This is a genomic window from Gordonia sp. NPDC003585, from assembly GCF_040610755.1.
In the GTDB taxonomy this organism is placed as follows: domain Bacteria; phylum Actinomycetota; class Actinomycetes; order Mycobacteriales; family Mycobacteriaceae; genus Gordonia.
This window is the reverse complement of record NZ_JBEXMX010000005.1, coordinates 1-17,095: the sequence shown is the minus strand read 5'-3', so window position 1 is coordinate 17,095 and position 17,095 is coordinate 1. Positions and strand designations below refer to the sequence as shown.

At 65.4% G+C, this 17,095-nt stretch carries 16 protein-coding genes and 1 pseudogene; 8 read left to right on the top strand and 9 right to left on the bottom strand.

Translation table 11 applies throughout. The features are described 5' to 3' along the window. Positions 1-17 precede the first annotated feature (17 nt). Positions 18-1,862 (bottom strand): adenylyl-sulfate kinase, encoded by a 1,845-nt coding sequence (gene cysC / locus ABZW74_RS02100; protein ID WP_355273417.1) that lies wholly within the window; start codon positions 1,860-1,862, stop codon positions 18-20. Beyond that, on the bottom strand, positions 1,862-2,815 hold the full coding sequence (gene cysD, locus ABZW74_RS02095; RefSeq protein WP_355273415.1) for a sulfate adenylyltransferase subunit CysD: 954 nt from the start codon (positions 2,813-2,815) through the stop codon (positions 1,862-1,864). The genes cysC and cysD overlap by 1 nt, the downstream gene beginning before the upstream one ends. A gap of 53 nt (positions 2,816-2,868) precedes the next feature. Between cysD and ABZW74_RS02090 the strand changes: the two genes are divergently transcribed. The 5 genes from ABZW74_RS02090 (at position 2,869) to ABZW74_RS02070 (ending at position 7,999) form a co-directional block, all read left to right on the top strand. Then, positions 2,869-3,786: a helix-turn-helix domain-containing protein gene (locus ABZW74_RS02090; RefSeq protein ID WP_355273412.1), complete on the top strand. Its 918-nt coding sequence runs from the start codon at positions 2,869-2,871 to the stop codon at positions 3,784-3,786. Positions 3,787-3,852: 66 nt separating this feature from the next. Continuing rightward, on the top strand, positions 3,853-4,764 hold the full coding sequence (locus tag ABZW74_RS02085; RefSeq protein WP_240862113.1) for an enoyl-CoA hydratase: 912 nt from the start codon (positions 3,853-3,855) through the stop codon (positions 4,762-4,764). Position 4,765: 1 nt separating this feature from the next. Then, positions 4,766-5,932 (top strand): acyl-CoA dehydrogenase family protein, encoded by a 1,167-nt coding sequence (locus tag ABZW74_RS02080; protein WP_240862119.1) that lies wholly within the window; start codon positions 4,766-4,768, stop codon positions 5,930-5,932. Between the two features lie 4 nt (positions 5,933-5,936). Further along, positions 5,937-6,911: an acyl-CoA dehydrogenase gene (locus tag ABZW74_RS02075; protein WP_240862115.1), complete on the top strand. Its 975-nt coding sequence runs from the start codon at positions 5,937-5,939 to the stop codon at positions 6,909-6,911. After that, positions 6,908-7,999, top strand: a complete 1,092-nt coding sequence (locus ABZW74_RS02070; RefSeq protein WP_240862117.1) for an acyl-CoA dehydrogenase family protein — start codon at positions 6,908-6,910, stop codon at positions 7,997-7,999. The genes ABZW74_RS02075 and ABZW74_RS02070 overlap by 4 nt, the downstream gene beginning before the upstream one ends. A gap of 572 nt (positions 8,000-8,571) precedes the next feature. On the opposite strand, the gene ABZW74_RS02065 is transcribed toward ABZW74_RS02070, so the two are convergent. The 6 genes from ABZW74_RS02065 to hsaA all read right to left on the bottom strand — a co-directional run bounded on the left by ABZW74_RS02065 (position 8,572) and on the right by hsaA (position 14,487). Further along, a complete protein-coding gene (locus ABZW74_RS02065; RefSeq protein ID WP_355273407.1) occupies positions 8,572-9,732 on the bottom strand; it encodes a sulfotransferase in 1,161 nt (386 codons plus the stop codon). Beyond that, positions 9,725-10,507, bottom strand: a complete 783-nt coding sequence (locus ABZW74_RS02060) for an SDR family oxidoreductase (protein WP_355273404.1) — start codon at positions 10,505-10,507, stop codon at positions 9,725-9,727. The genes ABZW74_RS02065 and ABZW74_RS02060 overlap by 8 nt, the downstream gene beginning before the upstream one ends. Continuing rightward, on the bottom strand, positions 10,504-11,697 hold the full coding sequence (locus ABZW74_RS02055; protein ID WP_355273402.1) for a hypothetical protein: 1,194 nt from the start codon (positions 11,695-11,697) through the stop codon (positions 10,504-10,506). The genes ABZW74_RS02060 and ABZW74_RS02055 overlap by 4 nt, the downstream gene beginning before the upstream one ends. Continuing rightward, the gene (gene hsaB / locus ABZW74_RS02050) at positions 11,694-12,278 is read right to left on the bottom strand and encodes a 3-hydroxy-9,10-secoandrosta-1,3,5(10)-triene-9,17-dione monooxygenase reductase subunit (RefSeq protein ID WP_355273400.1); all 585 of its coding nucleotides are present in this window, start codon (positions 12,276-12,278) and stop codon (positions 11,694-11,696) included. The genes ABZW74_RS02055 and hsaB overlap by 4 nt, the downstream gene beginning before the upstream one ends. A gap of 1 nt (position 12,279) precedes the next feature. Beyond that, entirely contained in the window at positions 12,280-13,194 is a 915-nt protein-coding gene (gene hsaC / locus ABZW74_RS02045) for an iron-dependent extradiol dioxygenase HsaC (protein ID WP_240861951.1), read from the bottom strand. A gap of 117 nt (positions 13,195-13,311) precedes the next feature. After that, positions 13,312-14,487, bottom strand: a complete 1,176-nt coding sequence (gene hsaA, locus ABZW74_RS02040) for a 3-hydroxy-9,10-secoandrosta-1,3,5(10)-triene-9,17-dione monooxygenase oxygenase subunit (protein ID WP_355273397.1) — start codon at positions 14,485-14,487, stop codon at positions 13,312-13,314. A 240-nt stretch (positions 14,488-14,727) separates the two neighbouring features. Between hsaA and ABZW74_RS02035 the strand changes: the two genes are divergently transcribed. The 3 genes from ABZW74_RS02035 (at position 14,728) to ABZW74_RS02025 (ending at position 16,933) form a co-directional block, all read left to right on the top strand. Beyond that, on the top strand, positions 14,728-15,948 hold the full coding sequence (locus ABZW74_RS02035; RefSeq protein WP_240861947.1) for a Rieske 2Fe-2S domain-containing protein: 1,221 nt from the start codon (positions 14,728-14,730) through the stop codon (positions 15,946-15,948). A gap of 4 nt (positions 15,949-15,952) precedes the next feature. After that, positions 15,953-16,345: a hypothetical protein gene (locus tag ABZW74_RS02030; protein WP_240861943.1), complete on the top strand. Its 393-nt coding sequence runs from the start codon at positions 15,953-15,955 to the stop codon at positions 16,343-16,345. 129 nt (positions 16,346-16,474) lie between these two features. Further along, on the top strand, positions 16,475-16,933 hold the full coding sequence (locus ABZW74_RS02025) for an NlpC/P60 family protein (RefSeq protein WP_355273549.1): 459 nt from the start codon (positions 16,475-16,477) through the stop codon (positions 16,931-16,933). On the opposite strand, the pseudogene ABZW74_RS02020 reads toward ABZW74_RS02025, so the two are convergent. Further along, positions 16,908-17,095, bottom strand: a pseudogene (locus ABZW74_RS02020) (hypothetical protein); the annotation flags it as partial. The gene ABZW74_RS02025 and the pseudogene ABZW74_RS02020 sit on opposite strands and share 26 nt — an antisense overlap.

The window sequence follows — 17,095 nt, the reverse complement described above, 5'->3', positions numbered from 1 at the left end:
CCTCATCATGTGGAGATCTACAGCCCCAGGTTACGGAGCACGGCGTCGGCGGCCTCGGTCGGCTGACCGTCGTCCGGCGTCACGACGATGTCGGCGTGTTCGGGACGCTCGTAAGGCGAGTCGATCCCGGTGAACTGGCTGATCTCACCACGACGCGCCTTGGCGTACAAGCCTTTCGGATCACGCTGCTCACAAACCTCGAGCGGGGTGTCGACGAAGACCTCGAAGAACGGCAGTCCCCTCTCGGCGTGGATCTCCCGGGCACGTTCGCGTTCGTCGGTGAACGGCGAGATGAGCGAGACGATCGCCACCGCACCCGAATCGGCGAACAGCGCGGCAACCTCGCTGGTCCGACGGATGTTCTCACGGCGATCGTCGTCGGAGAAGCCCAGATCCGAATTCAGGCCGTGCCGCAGGTTGTCGCCGTCCATCAGGTAGGCGTGCCGACCCTCCGCGACAAACCGACGCTCGAGTTCGACAGCGAGCGACGACTTCCCCGACCCCGACAGGCCGGTCAGCCAGATGGTCGCACCGCGATGTGTCCGTTGCTCGCGAGATACCTTGCTGGACTGCCACACCACGTGACTGTCGCGTCGGACCGGCGCGGTGATCATGCCGGCGCCCACCGTCTTGTTGGAGGCCTCGTCGATCAGGATGAAACTGCCGGTCTCCCGGTTGCGGCCGTAGGCATCGAACATCACCGGTTCCTGCGTGTGCACCGATAGTCTTGCTATCTCGTTGAGCTGCAACGACTCCGCGCTCTCGTCCCGATGCAGCGTGTTCACGTCCAGCCGGTAGTTGAACCCGGAGATCTGGGCACGGGTCAGACGAGTGCCGCACATGAGCTGGTACCGGTTGCCGACACGCAGCTCGGTGTCGTCGGCGAACCAGCAGACCATCGCGTCTAGATCCCGGCCGACGTAGGGACGGTTGTTGGGCCGGGCCAGCATGTCACCGCGGACGATGTCGATCTCGTCGGCGAGTTCGACAGACACGGCCATGGACGCGAACGCCTCGTCCACCCGTGCTCCGCCGGGGGCCCAGAGGTCGGTGATGGTGGTGGAGAATCCACCCGGCAGCACCACGACTTCGTCTCCGCGAGAGAAGATTCCACCGGCGACGGTCCCCGCGTAGGCACGATGGTCGGTGCCGTCGGCGGTTTGCGGGCGAATCACATACTGCACCGACAGCCGCGCATCGATGAGATTGCGGTCCGACGCGATGTACACGTTCTCCAGATGGCTCAGCAGCGGCCGGCCCTCGTACCAGCCCATGTTCACCGACGCCTCGACCACGTTGTCCCCGCGCAGCGCCGACAGCGGGATGAAGGTCAGGTCCGACACATTCAACTTGGCGGCGAAATCGACGAATTCTGTGCAGATCTCGTCGAACCGTTGCTGCGACCAGTCCACCAGGTCCATCTTGTTGACGCAGACCGTCAGGTGCGGGATACCCAACAGGGACGAGAGAAACGCATGCCGCTTGGTCTGTTCGAGCACACCCTTGCGGGCGTCGATGAGGATCATCGCGAGGTCGGCGGTCGACGCACCGGTCACCATGTTGCGCGTGTACTGCACATGCCCCGGCGTGTCGGCGATGATGAATTTCCGCTTGGGCGTGGAGAAGTAGCGGTAGGCGACGTCGATGGTGATGCCCTGCTCGCGCTCCGCACGCAGGCCGTCGGTGAGCAGCGCGAGGTTGGCGTATTCGTCACCGCGTTCGGCGCTGGTGCGTTCGATGGATTCGAGCTGATCGGTGAAGATCGACTTGGCGTCGAACAGCAGGCGCCCGATCAGCGTGGACTTGCCGTCGTCGACCGAGCCGGCGGTCGCGAGCCGCAGCATCTCCGTGGTGGGCGGCATCAGAAGTACCCTTCCTTCTTGCGATCTTCCATGCCGGACTCGGAGATTCGATCATCCGCGCGGGTGGCACCGCGCTCGGTCAGTCGGGTCGCCTCCACTTCCGCGATGACGGCCTCGACGGTGTCGGCAGTCGAGCGCACGCATCCGGTACAGGTGGCGTCGCCGACGGTACGGAACCGGACCGTCTCGACGTGGCTCGTCTCTCCCGGAAACTGTTCGAGGAAGCGGGTTTTCGCCAGCAGCATGCCGTCGCGCGGTATCACTTCACGTTGATGCGCGTAATAGATGGGCGGCAGTTCGATGGCTTCGTCGGCGATGTACTGCCAGATGTCGAGTTCGGTCCAGTTCGACAACGGGAACACCCGGATGTGCTCGCCGCGATTGTGCCTGCCGTTGTACAGATTCCACAGTTCGGGCCGCTGCGCGCGCGGATTCCACGCACCGAACTCGTCGCGAAAGCTGAACACCCGCTCCTTGGCCCGCGCCTTCTCCTCGTCGCGGCGCGCGCCCCCGAACACCGCGTCGAACCGGTTCTCGGTGATGCCCCGCAGCAACGCGGTGGTCTGCAGTCTGTTTCGGCTGGCGCCCGGGCCGGTTGCCTCGACCACTCGCCCGGCGTCGATGTCGTCCTGCACCGAACTGACGATGAGGCGCACCCCGGTGTCGGCGACGACGCGGTCGCGGTACTCGATCACCTCGTCGAAGTTGTGCCCGGTGTCGACATGCATCAGCGGGAACGGGATCGGCGCCGGCCAGAACGCCTTGCGCGCCAGGTGGAACATCACCACCGAGTCCTTGCCGCCGGAGAAGAGCAGCACCGGACGCTCAAACGTGGCGGCCACCTCGCGAAAGATGTGCACCGACTCGGCCTCGAGCGCCTCGAGATGGGAGAGCTCGTAACCATGCGGGTGCGACGCGGAAGACGTCGAGTCCTTGCCCACCGAGGGTCCCATCGGCGCAACCCCTTCCCTTGACTGTCGAATATTCGACGGTCAGTATTGACTATGTGACACACACAGTAGGCGACCCCGCCGAGCAGGGTCAACAGCCCCGCTCGCCGTCGCCTCCGACCGCTCGCGTGATGCGTGTCGTCGAACTACTCGTGCGATCCGCGCCCGACACACTCACGCTGGCACAGATTGTCCGCCTCACCGGCCAATCCCGCGCGACCGCGCACGCCGTCGCGTCGGAGATGGTCGATCGCGGTTGGGCGACGCGACATCCCAGGACCGGCGAGTTCGGACTCGGCCCCGCGTTCGTGGCCCTCGCCCGCACCGCACAGAGCACCGACCTCCTCGGCCAGTGGGCAGGCCCGGCCGTCCGGAACTTCGCCGACGAACACGGGATGCCATGCTTCTTGGCCCGGCGCATCGACGCCGAGACGATCTCCGTCGTCGAACACGCTCTGCCCGACGATGGGTCGTCGCGCCTCGACCCGGCCGCCTCCTGGTTCCGCCCCGGTCGTCGAATCCGGTTACGTCCACCCATCTGTCGCGAGTTCATCGCGTGGTCGAGTCCGACCGACCGGACACAATGGATCGAACAGGCCCCGGCGTCGGTGCGTACCCGTCTGGCCATCGTGCTCGACGAGATCCGCGAACGCGGCTATTCCATCGAGCGCCTGACCCCCGACCACATCGCAATGATCGACGCACTGAGTTCGCTCGACGGCGTCTCGGATTCGCTGCGCTCCCGCGTCGGCGATCTGCTCAGCGAACTCGGCGACATCGACTACCTCGACACCGAGTTGTCCGACGACACCGAGCACGGCGTCGTCACCCTCGGCACACCGGTCTTCGACGCCGGCGGCACGGTCGTGGCATCCCTCGTCGCCTGTCCCGGCGGTGTGAAAACTGGGTATGAACTGCGCGAACTCGCCGAATCGGCCGTGCGGGCCGCCGAATGGGTCAGCACGCACCTGTGATCGACGCCGCGTTCGACTCCGACCAGACCCTACCAACCAAGCACTTGCTAGGTTACGCTCGGAGGCATGAGCGACGCGGTGATTCCCCCTGCCCTGCGCCCCGACGAACTCGGGCCGGACACCACCCCGGTGGCCTATGAGACCGGCGGACCCGATGGTGCCGTCGCGTACGTGACGCTCAACCGGCCCGAGTACCGCAACGCCCAGAACTCGGTGATGACCTATTCGTTGGACTCCGCGTTCCGCCGGGCGGTCGACGACAAGGCCGTCAAGGTCATCGTGCTTCGCGCCAACGGCAAGCACTTCTCGGCGGGCCACGACATCGGCACACCGGAACGCGACTTCGACACCTACTACGACAACGTCGCCACCCTGTACTGGGACCACACCGACCGATCGGGCGCCGACCAGCGGCTCGCGCGTGAGATGGAGGTGTACATGGGTATGTGCCGTAGGTGGCGGGAGATGCCCAAGCCGGTCATCGCGCAGGTGCACGGCGCCTGCATCGCGGGCGGACTCATGCTCGCCTGGATCTGCGACTTCATCGTCGCCTCCGACGACGCCTTCTTCTCCGACCCGGTCGCCCGCATGGGCATTCCCGGCGTCGAGTATTTCGCGCACGCCTACGCGCTCGGTACCCGACGCGCCAAAGAGATCCTGTTCACCGGCGAACGCTTCACCGCGGCACAGGCCGCCGAGTGGGGCATGGTCAATCACGTTGTGCCGCGCGACGAACTCGCCACCAAGGTCGACGCCATCGCCGAGCAGATCGCGGCGATGCCGATCCAGGGCCTCATGCTCAGCAAGAAGGCGGTCAACATCTGCGAGGACCAGATGGGGCTGCGCAACGCGATGGATTCGGTGTTCGGCTGGCACCACTTCGCGCATGCCGCCAACGCCGAGGACGGTGGGGATTCGCTGGGCGGCATGGACGCCAAGTCGATGAAGGCGTCAAGCGCCAATGGGACGGGCCGCTGACATGGATCTGCTGTTCGACGCGGCGGCCGAGAAGTTCCGCCACGAGGTACGCACCTGGCTGGCCGAACATGTTCCGGCTCAGCCCCTTCCATCGATGGACACCGCCGACGGATTCGAGGCGCACCGCGAATGGGAGCGGACCATGGCCGCCGACCGAATGTCGGTGGTGAGTTGGCCGGAAGAGTACGGCGGGCGCGACGTCCCGCTGCTGCACTGGGTCATCTTCGAGGAGGAGTACTACCGGTCCGGTGCGCCGGGCCGCGTCAGCCAGAACGGAATCTTCCTCTTGGCACCAACACTTTTCGAACACGCTCATCCCGACCAGCTGGCCCGGATCATGCCGCGGATGGCCCGTGCGGACGACATCTGGGGTCAGGCGTGGAGCGAGCCGGAGGCGGGCAGCGACCTCGCGTCGCTCCGGTCGACGGCCACCCGCACCGACGGCGGCTGGCTGCTCAACGGCCAGAAAACGTGGAGTTCGCGGTCGAGCTTCGCCGACTGGGCCTTCGGCCTGTTCCGCACCGACAGGGCCGCACAACGGCATAAAGGGTTGACCTACTTCATGTTCGACCTGCGGGCTCCCGGGGTGACGGTGCGCCCCATCGCGCAGCTCGACGGCGAGGCGGGTTTCGCGGAACTGTTCCTCGAAGACGTCTTCGTCCCCGACGACCCGGCCGACCCCGGCGCGTCGGGCGTGATCGGTACGGTCGACAACGGCTGGCGGGTGGCGATGAGCACGGCGGCCAACGAGCGTGGCCTGTCGCTACGCTCCCCCGGCCGGTTCCTGGCCACCACCGACCGACTCGTGAAGCTGTGGAAGGAAGCACGCGACGACGTCCCCACGACCGCGAATGTCGATGCCCACGTAGCCGACGCCTGGATCGGTTCGCGCGCTTACGAATTGTCCACCTATCAGACGGTGAGCCGCCTCGCCGCCGGTGGCCAGTTGGGCATGGAGTCGTCGATCAACAAGGTCTTCTGGTCCCAGTGGGACATCGCCGCGCACGAGACCGCGTTGGATCTGCAGGGTGCGACCGCCGAACTCGACGACCCCTGGATGGACGGCTACCTGTTCTCGCTATCCGGACCGATCTATGCCGGCACCAACGAGATTCAGCGCAATGTGATCGCGGAACGGCTGCTCGGACTGCCCCGCGGAGATCGGTGAGACGATGGAATTCCTGCTCTCGGACATACACGACGACCTCGCGTCGACCATCGACGCAATCCTCACCAAGGCCGACATGCCCGCGGCGGCCCGCGCCTGGGCGGCCGGTGATCGGGGCGCCGCGTCGGCGGTCTACGCTCAACTCGCCGACACCGGCATCTGTGGCCTCCTCATCGACGAGTCACACGGCGGATCGAGCGCCGGCGCGATCGAGATGGTCGTCGCCGTCGAACAACTCGGCAAACACTGCGTCCCCGGACCAATCGCGGAAAGTATTGCAGTACTTCCCGTTCTACTCCGGGATGCCGGTCACACCGAGCGTCTGACCGCCCTGGCGGCGGGCCGCGGCGCCACGTGCGCGATCGCACCCCTGGCACTGCTGGCCGCCGATGCCGATGCCGTGGACGATCGGTACGTGGTCACCGACGGCGTGCTGGCGATCGGACACATCGAGGAGACCCTACGGTCGGTCGACCCCACCCGGACCCTCTCTCGAGTGACCGCCGGTGAGGTTCTCGCCGAGAGCGTCGATGCCACCGATGCGGTCGACGCCGGCGTCCTGGCGACCGCGGCCCAACTCCTCGGCCTCGGACAGGCCATGCTCGCGATTGCCGCCGAGTATGCGCAGGCGCGCAAGCAATTCGGCCGGCCGATCGGATCGTTCCAGGCCGTCAAGCATCACCTTGCCGACGTCGCGATCGCGCTCGAGATGGCCCGTCCGCTGGTGCATGCGGCGGCTCTCGGCATCGACGGTCAGGTGCCCGAGGACACCGACGTACGACGCGACATCGCGGCTGCCAAGGTTGCCACGGCCGACGCGGCCCATCTCGCTGCACGCCGGTCGCTGCAGGTCCTCGGCGCGATCGGCTACACCGCGGAGCATGATCTGTCGTTGTACATCACCAAGACTCGCGCATTGCTGAGTTCGTGGGGCACACCGGCTGTCCATCGGAACGCGATCCTGGAGACGCTGCGATGACCATCGAGGCGGTTTCGGCCGAAGAGCGCGATGCCCTGGCCACCGCGGTCCGTGACCTGTGCAAGCGGCGTGGGGACTCGGCCTCGGTGCGTGCTGCGATGGGTTCGACACCTCGCTCCGACCGCGACCTGTGGCGCACCCTGTGCAGCGAGATCGGTGTGGCCGCGTTGCCCGTTCCGGAGGAATTCGGCGGAGCTGGAGCGACTTTCGTCGAGAGCGCCGCGGTACTGGAAGAACTGGGCGCCGCACTGAGTCCCGTTCCCGTGTTCGGGTCCGCCGTTCTCGCCACCGCGGCCATTCTGATCGCGGACGACGACGACACCTCCAAACGCCTGCTGCCCGACCTGGCCTCCGGCGAGCGGGTGGCCGCATTGTGCTGGGCAGGCGAAACAGGCTGGGACCGGCCCAGCGTGCGGGCGGATGCCGGTTTGCTGACCGGGACAGCCCACTTCGTGATCGACGGCGAAGTCGCCGACACGCTGGTGGTGCTTGCCTCCAGCGGGGAGGGCGTGACGCTCCACGAAGTGGACGCCACCTCCGACGGAGTCACGGTGACGCCGCTGCCCACCATGGACCCCACCAGGCCGTTGAGTTCGGTGCACTTCGACGAGGTTTCGGCGACGACCATCCCGGCACCCGCCGATCTCGCACACCGATTGCGGTCGCTTGCCTGGGCCCTCCTGTCGGCCGAACAGGTCGGCGGCGCGCAGGCGGCCCTGGATCTGACCGTCGAATACACCAAGTCCCGCAAGCAATTCGGACGCACCATCGGTTCCTTCCAGGCCCTCAAACACCGCATGGCCGACATGTACGTGCTGGTCGAGACCACACGGTCGATCTCCCGTGCCGCAGTGTCCGCTCTGGTGGCCGGCGATCCGGATGGCGATGAGCTTGCCCTCGCCGCACATGTCTACTGCTCCGAGGCCTTCCGTACCGTGACCGGGGACGCGATCCAATTGCACGGTGGCATCGGCATCACCTGGGAACACGACATCCAGCTGTATTTCAAACGCGCACACGGCAGTGCGCAGTTGTTCGGGGCGCCCCATCGCGCCGTGGGAGAAGCAGTGGCAGCGTTGCGCGGTTGATCCTGGCGAGTCACCACCCCCGCTGCTCGAGCGACTCCGAGCCGCCAGGCTAGGCGTCATGTCGAGACCACCGACAAAGTGCACATTGCACGTGGCTTCGCTGCCACGTACAGATTTCGACACAAAGGGCGGGCCCTGTTGACGTCGTGAAGTCCGTCACCGAAACCGCACATGTGGTCAGAAACCGCGGCCATGGCCGGAACCCGTATACGCGCATACGGTTTCTGACCGGACACGCGGTTTCTGCGTTCGCTTCACGCCGACGCGCACCGGGTGACCACCCATCCGTCGGCCACGACACTCCCGCGGCCTACCGCAACGGCCCTTGGAGGTGGACGAGGTAGTTGTGCCGTCTGGACCGAAAGAATCTAGGGGAAGAAGATTCGTCCCCTACCTTTGGTGTCTTCCCCGCGAAATTGCTGAGGGACGACTCCAGACCTAGGGGAAGAAACTCATCCCCTAGTTTCAGGGGACCGACGCCGGCACAAGCGCCCCAATTCCCCAGCCCGACAGGCAGTCACCGACTCTTCGGATCAGGGAGCGGCGGAGGGCCATTCACCGAACTCGACGGGTCAGCCCGCGAAAGCAGCCGCCACCGTCTGCTCGTCGAGTCCGTAGTCAGACAGCTGATATCGATGCTGCGGTTTGCGGTCCCCGGTCTTGCTCTCCTCATCGAGGGCCACGACAGCCTTGCGCGCGTCGTCGGTGAACGGCGCGTCGAGCGCCGCGTACACCCGCTCGACGGTCCCCATCGGATCGTTGCGCAGATCGGCGAAGTCGACGTCAAGAAACTGCGACGAGTCGTATCGCCCACGCGCCGCCGAGAACTCACGCAGTCCACGGGACCAGAGTTCGAGTTGAGCGCTGCCGATCGTGTCGCAGACAAAGGTGGTCGACCAGCCCGGCGTCGCGTGCTCGGCCAGGCTGCACATCGACGCGATGATCGTCTTCGGCTCGCGGTGCGTCTGGATCACCAGCGCATCGGGATACGCCGCCATCAGCGCGTCGAGCGCAAACAGGTGGCTGGGATTCTTGAGAACCCAACGCTTCTCGGGATCATTCAACCCGATCATCTGCAAGTTCCGCTTGTGGCGCAGGTACGCCGGGGTCCAGTCCTGCCCGGCGAGCCATTGTGAGTACGTCGGCAAGTACGCCAGCGACTCGTAGGAAATCGACATGACGCTCTGCCGCAGGAGTTGCCAGCACTCCTCGACCTCGCCGGCATCCATGTAGTGCAACCCCATGAATTCGGGATTCTCGACGTGATGCTGCGCCAGCCCGGCATCGATCTGCTGATACACCGGATTGTCGGCCCAGGTGTCGCGCGGCGGCCGAGGCTGCGGGAACTCGGCCAGCCACATCTCCAAGCCCTGATGACCGGGATCTGCAGTGAGTAGTCGATGCAGCGCGGTGGTACCGGTGCGTGGCAGGCCGGTCACGAAGATCGGGCGTCGGATCTCGACATCCGCGTAACCCGGATTCGCCTTCCACGCCGCTTCGCTCAGCAGACGCGCGATCAGCGCACCCTTGAGGAAGAACCGGAACATCTTGCTGCCCAGCTCCGTCAGGCCTGCCTCGGTGCGATACGAATCCAGCAGTACACCAAGCGGTTCCAGGTAGGCGTCGTCACCGAAGTCGTCCAGGCCGGTAGCACGGGTGGCCGACGCATGCAGATCCTCGACGGTACCGACCGACGTCCGCGGGCTTCCCGTGCTCGTCGCCGAACTAGTCATGGTACTCACCACAATTCACGTCGAGGGTGTGACCTGTGATCGCGCTGGCCATCGGGGACGCGAGAAAGACGACGGCCTCGGCGATCTCGTCGGGTTCGGGTAGACGCTTCAGATCGGATTTGGCGGCCGTCTGCTCGTACACCTGCTCGGGCGTGATGTCGTACTTCTTGGCCACCTCGCCGAAGTACCACTTCAGTTGGTCGTCCCAGATGTAGCCGGGCGCGACGGTGTTGATCCGAATCCCCTTGCCGCCCAGCTCGGTCGCCAGGGTCTGCGACATCGCCAGCAACGCCGACTTCGCGAGTTTGTAGCTGCCGTATCGGGGTTCGGAATGGCGGATCACCATCGAGTTGATGTTGACAATCGCGCCGTCGGCTTCGGCCAGCGTCTCGGTGAACGCCTTGATGACACGCAGGGTGCCCAGGACGGTCAGGTCCAGGCTCGCGCTGATCTGGTCGAAGTCGGTGCGCGCCAACGGCTTCATCGACGGAAGCGCGAACGCATTGTTGACCACCACGTCGGCCCGGCCGAACTCGTCGAGCACCGAGCGCACAAGACCGTCGACCGCGTCGTCGTCGGTGATGTCGGTCGGCACCACGAGCGACGTTCCACCCGCGGCGTCGACCTCGGCGGCAACGTCTTTCAGGCGGGACTCGGTGCGTGCGGCCAAGACCACCGACGCCCCGGCTGCAGCAGCGCGCAGACAGATCGACCGACCCAACCCGGGGCCGACCCCGGAAACGACGACGACCTTTCCGTCCAACACGCCGGTCATCCGAGCATCCTTTCGGCAAAAGCGCGTTGCCGCGCAGCGATTCGATCCCGCCACCCGCTGTCATCGATCCGGTTCGAATCGAGGTAGGGCAGATGCGCCGCGACGTCGTCGAAGTCCACGACCTGTGCACTCGGTCCCTGCTCGGGAGTGATAGGTGCGGCCACGCGCTGCCAGCGGAACTGGAGAATTCCGGTCACCCGGCCGGTCGTCTCGATCCAGTTGGCGATGCCGGGGTCGCGGCGCGACACCACCATGCGGATCATGCCGTCCGGATCAACCTGCGCCTGAGACGAATTCAGGCTCGTCTGGTGATTGACGTAGTCGAGCGAGATGTACCACATCGACCCCAGTTGGAAACCCTGGTATGGCGCATCCGATTTCGGGACCGTGATCACCATGGCCTCGTCGTCGGCAAGCCGGAAATGGCCCACCGAGGAGAACTGGGTGGACAGCCCACCCGGCGTCAGGCGTGGCGGGGTGAAGGTGTTGACCGGTTCGTCGAGGTAGAACCACTTGGGAAAGTTGAACCAGGTGTTGATCCGCGAGGTCAGCATCTTTCCGGCCGTGGCATACCGGCGCACCACCCGCGCCAGGTCGGGTTCTTCCGGTGCGGTGCCCACGGTGTCGACGCGCTCGATGGAGATCGATCCCTTCCGGACCGCCCAATCGCTGTACACCTCGCGCACCGAGAGCATCGATGCTCCCTCGGGGAGAACGAAGTATCCGTCCGTTGCGGATTCCTTTGGGGGCCCGAAGGTGATCTCGAAGTTGCCGTCGGCGTCGATGGGGATGCGTCGGTCGTCGAACGCGTCGTCGCCGCCGGGCACCTCCGACGGCGTGTAGTCGCCGCGCAGCACCTGGAAGCTCAGATCTGCTGTGCCACCCCGATGTCCCCGCACGATGTAGGTGCCGGAATCTTCCACGTCGGCGTGGTAGTAGAGGGTGTCCGGGTTGTCGAGACCCATTTTGGTCGACGGACCCGTCGAGGTGATGAAGTTCGGGTGAGTCTTCTGACGAGAGCGAACCAACTGCAGTATTGCCGCGATGCTGCCGGCGAGGTAGTCGTATCCCTCCGCCAGATCTTGTTCGCTCTCCACGAATTCCGCTGAGGCGATGAGCTTTTCCGCCTCGGCGATCGCATCCGTCAGGGGCTTGGCCACCGCAGTCGGTGCCATGACCGTGGCGCTCATAGCCAGGTGTCTCCTCCGGTCCAGGTGAGAAAGTTCTCGAGTTCGGCCTGCGCGGGTGTGACCCGCGGGTGTTCGGTCGACAGGTAGCCGCCGCGGTAGAACAGCAGCGGCTTGTCCTGCAGGACGTCGCCAAGCGTGATCGCCCGCCCGATGACGATGAAGTGATCGCCGCCGTCGGTGACCTGCTCGATGTCGCATTCCACCCACGTCAGGGCATGCCGGATCACCGGCAACCCGGCCGGTGACGGGTCCCAGGTGATCGACGCGAACTTGTCGTCGCCGGGCGCACCGAACGTCGCGCTCACATCCTGCTGACGATTCGACAGGACGTTGACGCAGAACTTTCCGGTCTTCTCGATGACCTTCCAGGTGCGCGAGGTCTTCTGCGGGCAGAACAGCACGAGCGGCGGGTCGAGCGACAGCGCCGCGAACGATTGACACGCGAACCCGACCGGCCGGCCGACACCGTCGTCGCCGATCTCGAACGTGGTGATCACGGTGACGCCGGTACAGAACTGACCCATTGCCGTCCGGAACTGCCGAGAGTCGAACTCGGCCGAACCGTATGGGGTCTGTGTCATGTCAGCCTTTGAACCCGACGGTGAAGTCATGCCCCCACAAGCTGACCGCGGTGCTCTCCCGTGCGATCCATTCGTGATCGTCGACGGTTCTTCCTTCACAACCGAATTCGATGTCGAACCCACCCGGGGTCTTCATGTAGAAGGACAGCATCAGGTCATTGACGTGGCGGCCGAGGGTCGCCGACATCTTCACCTTCTTGCGCAGCGCGCGGTCGAGGCACAGCCCGACGTCGTCGGAGTTCTCCACCTCCACCATCAGATGCACGATGCCGGTCTCGTTGGGGATCGGCAGGAACGCGAGTGAGTGGTGGCGCGGGTTGCAGCCGAGGAACCGCAGCCACGGAACCTCCTCGCCCTCTTCACGTCCGACGACCTGCGGGGGCAGACGCATCGAATCGCGGAGCTTGAAGCCGAGGACGTCGCGGTAGAACTCGAGTGCGGCCTTGTCGTCGTCGCAGGTGAGCACAACATGCCCGAGCCCCTGCTCCTCGGTGACGAACCGGTGCCCGTACGGGCTGACGATGCGCCGATGCTCCAGTGCCGCACCGTGAAACGCCTCCAGCGTGTTGCCGGCCGGGTCGTTGAAGACAATCATCTCCACGACACGACGATCGGCCAGTTCCTCGTCCTTGCCCTCGCGGTACACAACGCCCGCGGCCGACAGCCGGTTGCGAACATCCTGTAGCGCTTGCGCATTCGCGCATTCCCAGCCTGAGCTACCGAGATGGTCGCGGTCGGACGGCACGATCACCAGACGTGCGGGAAAGTCGTCCATGCGCAGATACAGCGCACCTTCGGTGGACCCCTTGCCCTCGATCATGCCGAGAACCTTGAGTCCGTACTCCCGCCACGCGGCCATGTCGGTGGCCTCGATGCGCATGTATCCCAGCGATCTGATCGGACTGCTGTCACTCATGTGATGACTCCTTGGAACTGCTTTTTGTCGAGTGTTGCCAGGCCCTTCGAGGCTCGTCGCTTGCGCTCCTCGCACCTCAGGGAGCGGTAACGGTGCGACCTTGCGAGCCTCGAGAAGTCAGACCATGGTGTCGCCGATGGGAATCCCGAACTCGTTGTTGCCGAACGCCACGTACGCGCGCTCGGGATCGTTGGCGGCGTGCACCCGGCCGGCGTGTGCGTCGCGCCAGAACCGCTGGATCGGCGAGTCGAGGTTCAACGCTCCGGCACCGGAGTTCTCGAAGAGACTGTCGATGGACGCGATGGCCCGAGCGGTTGCGCGGACCTGGTCGCGCCGGGCGGCGGTGCGCATCTCCATCGGGGGTTCCTCACCCTTGCGGATCAGCTCGTACTCGGCGGCCAGATTGCCCGACAGCTGACGCCACGCGGCGTCGATGTCACTGGCGGCGCCGGCGATACGCACCTTGGCGAACGGGTCGTCCTTGGACTTCTCGCCCGCGTAGGCGGCGCGCACGCGCTTGCCCTGATGCTCGACGTGCGCCCGGTAGGCACCGTAGGCCATGCCCACGATGGGTGCCGAGATCACGCTGGGATGGATGGTGCCCCAAGGCATCCGGTAGACGGGTGCGGTGTTGCGCTCCAGGCCGGGGCTCTTGTATTCGGCCATGGTGCGCATGCTCAGCACGCGGTGCGTCGGGACGAATGCGTCCTTGACCTCCAGCGTGTTCGAGCCGGTTCCCTTGAGTCCCACCACGTTCCACACATCCTTGATGGTGTAGTCCGACCGGGGCAGCAAGAAGCTGACGAAGTCGACGGGCTTGCCGCGCTTGATCACCGGGCCGCCGACAAAGGTCCAGTCAGCGAGTTCGCAGCCCGACGAGAACGCCCAGTTGCCGTTGACCTTGTAGCCGCCGTCGACGACCTCACCCATACCCATGGGCGCATACGACGACGAGATCCGGACCGAGGTGTCCGAACCCCAGACGTCCTCCTGGGCCTGCTGGTCGAACAGGGCGAGATGCCAGTTGTGGATACCGATGATCCCGGCCACCCAGCCGGTGGAACCGCAGGCGGTCGCGATCCGACGGACCGCTTCGTAGAAGGTCACCGGGTCGACCTGGTAGCCGCCCCACTGCTCGGGCTGCATCAGCTTGAAGAAGCCGGCGCTTTCCAGACTCGACACCGTCTCGTCGGGGATGCGGCGCAGGTCTTCGGTCTGCTGCGCGCGCTGCTCGATCTCGGGCAACAGTGCGTTGATCTTCTCCAGGACCTGCTCCGCGGCTTCGCTGCGCATCGTCCACTCCTACTCCATAGTCGCCAACCTCGGTGGCCGGCCATCATCGTCGTCAGACTCGAGATTAGAACACGTTCTCATTTATGTCGAGTACTGGGACTTTATGCCCATTTCCAGGACAGACCTGGACCACTCGCCCCGATTGACGGATCATTATTGAAACGTGTTCTAGTATTGCATCATGCGGTCCGCGTTCGTCTGCGGATCCACGCAACGCGAGTCGAGTGACAGGAGAGACGAATGTCGGCGACACCCGAGACGGTCGGTTCCACGCGCAGCGGTGAAGAGCCGGGAGTGCGCGAGATCGACACCGGCGCCCCGCCCTCCCGGTTCGCACGCGGTTGGCATTGCCTCGGCCTGATCGACGAGTTCGACGACGGCAAGCCGCACTCGGTGCAGATCTTCGGCACCAAGCTGGTCGTGTGGGCAACCCGGGACGAGAACGGCGAGGTGAAGCTCAACGTCCTCGACGCCTTCTGCCGCCACATGGGTGCCGACCTCTCCCAGGGCAGCATCAAGGACGACGGTAACGTCGCCTGCCCCTTCCACGGCTGGCAATGGAAGGGCAACGGCCGCTGCGCCGGAGTTCCCTACGCGAAACGCAATCCCAAGCTGGCCAAGACCCGGTCGTGGCCGACGATGGTCCGCAACGGCCAGGTGTTCGTCTACAACGACCCCGAGGGCAACGCGCCACCCGAGGACTGCATCATCCCGGCGCTCGACGAGGTCGGGTCCGACGAGTGGACCGCCTGGACGTGGAACCGGATCGTCATCGAGGGCTCCAACTGCCGCGAGATCATCGACAACGTCGTCGACATGGCGCACTTCTACTACGTGCACTTCGCCCTGCCCGACTACTTCAAGAACGTCTTCGAGGGCGAAACCGCTGCGCAGTACATGAATTCGCACGGCCGCCCCGACGTCACGCTCGGCACCAACTACGGCGACAGCCGGCTCGAGTCGATCGCGGCGTACTACGGCCCGTCCTACATGCTGAACCCGATGATCCAGTACTACGGCGAGTTCGCGGTCGAGACCATCCTCACCAACTGCCACTACCCGATCGACGCCAACTCCTTCGTCCTGATGTACGGGGTGATGGCCAAGGTCCCCGACGGTCTCACCAACGAGCAGGCCGCCAAGATGGCCAAGAAGATCAGCGCCGGCGTCGAGGTCGGATTCCTGCAGGACGTCGAGATCTGGAAGCACAAGACCCGCATCGACAATCCGCTCCTCGTCGAAGAAGACGGCCCGGTCTACCAACTGCGACGCTGGTACGAGCAGTTCTACGTCGACAAGGCCGACGTCACCGACGAGATGACCCAGCGCTTCGAGTACGAGATCGACACCGAGAAGGCCTTGGAGAGCTGGGGTGTCGAGATCCAGGAGAACTTGCGCATGCAGGAGGCCGCGAAGGAGTCCGAGGACGCCGACGACTCCGTCCAAACGGCCGAGGTCTGAGGCGATGACCCGCGCCGCCGAACGTCCGACCGCCGACAGCCAGATCGGCTGGGCCAAGGCACCCGATTTCGGCGGCGATCCCGACCGTCTGGCCGCCGTGCATGCCGCGACCGCCCGCGACCGCGAGCATTACCTGCGGGGCGGAATGACCGAGATCGAGTGCCGATCGTGTCACGCGTGCGTCATGGTCAAGAAGACCAGTTCGTTCCACACGAGCGTGCAGTGGAACGCCGATGCGCGGGCCCGCTGCAATGAACTCGAACGCATCCGTGAGCAGGGCGGCAACACCGCCATGATGCCCACCTGCCCCCGGCTGTCGGCGAGCATCGACCACGGCGTCGCCGAGGGCATCATTCCCGCCGAGTCACCCGAGAGCGACCCCGACGGCTACTGGTGACCCGCAGGTGAAGGTCACGCATCGATAACATCTCAACCGCAACCTGAGACTTCCCCGAACCGAGGGGTCACCCTGGATCGCGTGTCGAGTCTCCGTTGCCGTGTCGCGGCGATCGGCGCTGCGCTCGTCATGGCCACCGGTGTCGCCCTGGCCGCGGGCGAACCCACCGCGTCGGCCGACACCGGGTCATCCGGCTCGTCGGGTTCGGTGGAGATCTACCTGCCGATATCGACCCCGGCCGGGTTGCAGGCGCTGTCGGCGGCGATGACGCAAATGGGTAAGCCGTACAAGTGGGGCGGCGTCGGACCGAACTCGTGGGACTGCTCCGGCCTGGTCCAATGGGCATTCGGTACCGCGGGAATCCGGCTGCCACGCGTCAGTCAGCAGCAGGCCCGGGTGGGTCACGCGATCCCGATGAGCGCCCTCGCGCCGGGCGACGCGATCGTGTTCTGGCGCGACGCCAGCCACATCGGCATCTACGCCGGGTTCGGCCAGGTCTTCAACGCGTACGGACCCAACGGTGTCCCGATCGGGTTCACCCCGCTCGACCGGATGCCGCCGATCAAGACGATTCGTCGGTTCGGGTAGGGCGCCTCCACGACGTCGCAGCCCAGAACACCGCCAGTGCCAACACCAGAACACCGACGATCAGCGTGCCGATCAGTCCATAGCCGGGCTGCATCGTCGGCAGATCCAGGTCGAGCGCTTCGGTGAGACGTTCGGAGAACAGATGACCGGCCGGGTCGCTCA

What these genes read in the sequence shown, in the direction of transcription:
- cysC (WP_355273417.1), bottom strand. Translation starts at nt 1,862, where the DNA reads ATGCCGCCCACCACGGAGATGCTGCGGCTCGCGACCGCCGGCTCGGTC.
- cysD (WP_355273415.1), bottom strand. Translation starts at nt 2,815, where the DNA reads ATGGGACCCTCGGTGGGCAAGGACTCGACGTCTTCCGCGTCGCACCCG.
- ABZW74_RS02085 (WP_240862113.1), top strand. Translation starts at nt 3,853, where the DNA reads ATGAGCGACGCGGTGATTCCCCCTGCCCTGCGCCCCGACGAACTCGGG.
- ABZW74_RS02080 (WP_240862119.1), top strand. Translation starts at nt 4,766, where the DNA reads ATGGATCTGCTGTTCGACGCGGCGGCCGAGAAGTTCCGCCACGAGGTA.
- ABZW74_RS02075 (WP_240862115.1), top strand. Translation starts at nt 5,937, where the DNA reads ATGGAATTCCTGCTCTCGGACATACACGACGACCTCGCGTCGACCATC.
- ABZW74_RS02070 (WP_240862117.1), top strand. Translation starts at nt 6,908, where the DNA reads ATGACCATCGAGGCGGTTTCGGCCGAAGAGCGCGATGCCCTGGCCACC.
- ABZW74_RS02065 (WP_355273407.1), bottom strand. Translation starts at nt 9,732, where the DNA reads ATGACTAGTTCGGCGACGAGCACGGGAAGCCCGCGGACGTCGGTCGGT.
- ABZW74_RS02060 (WP_355273404.1), bottom strand. Translation starts at nt 10,507, where the DNA reads ATGACCGGCGTGTTGGACGGAAAGGTCGTCGTCGTTTCCGGGGTCGGC.
- ABZW74_RS02055 (WP_355273402.1), bottom strand. Translation starts at nt 11,697, where the DNA reads ATGAGCGCCACGGTCATGGCACCGACTGCGGTGGCCAAGCCCCTGACG.
- hsaB (WP_355273400.1), bottom strand. Translation starts at nt 12,278, where the DNA reads ATGACACAGACCCCATACGGTTCGGCCGAGTTCGACTCTCGGCAGTTC.
- hsaC (WP_240861951.1), bottom strand. Translation starts at nt 13,194, where the DNA reads ATGAGTGACAGCAGTCCGATCAGATCGCTGGGATACATGCGCATCGAG.
- hsaA (WP_355273397.1), bottom strand. Translation starts at nt 14,487, where the DNA reads ATGCGCAGCGAAGCCGCGGAGCAGGTCCTGGAGAAGATCAACGCACTG.
- ABZW74_RS02035 (WP_240861947.1), top strand. Translation starts at nt 14,728, where the DNA reads ATGTCGGCGACACCCGAGACGGTCGGTTCCACGCGCAGCGGTGAAGAG.
- ABZW74_RS02030 (WP_240861943.1), top strand. Translation starts at nt 15,953, where the DNA reads ATGACCCGCGCCGCCGAACGTCCGACCGCCGACAGCCAGATCGGCTGG.
- ABZW74_RS02025 (WP_355273549.1), top strand. Translation starts at nt 16,475, where the DNA reads ATGGCCACCGGTGTCGCCCTGGCCGCGGGCGAACCCACCGCGTCGGCC.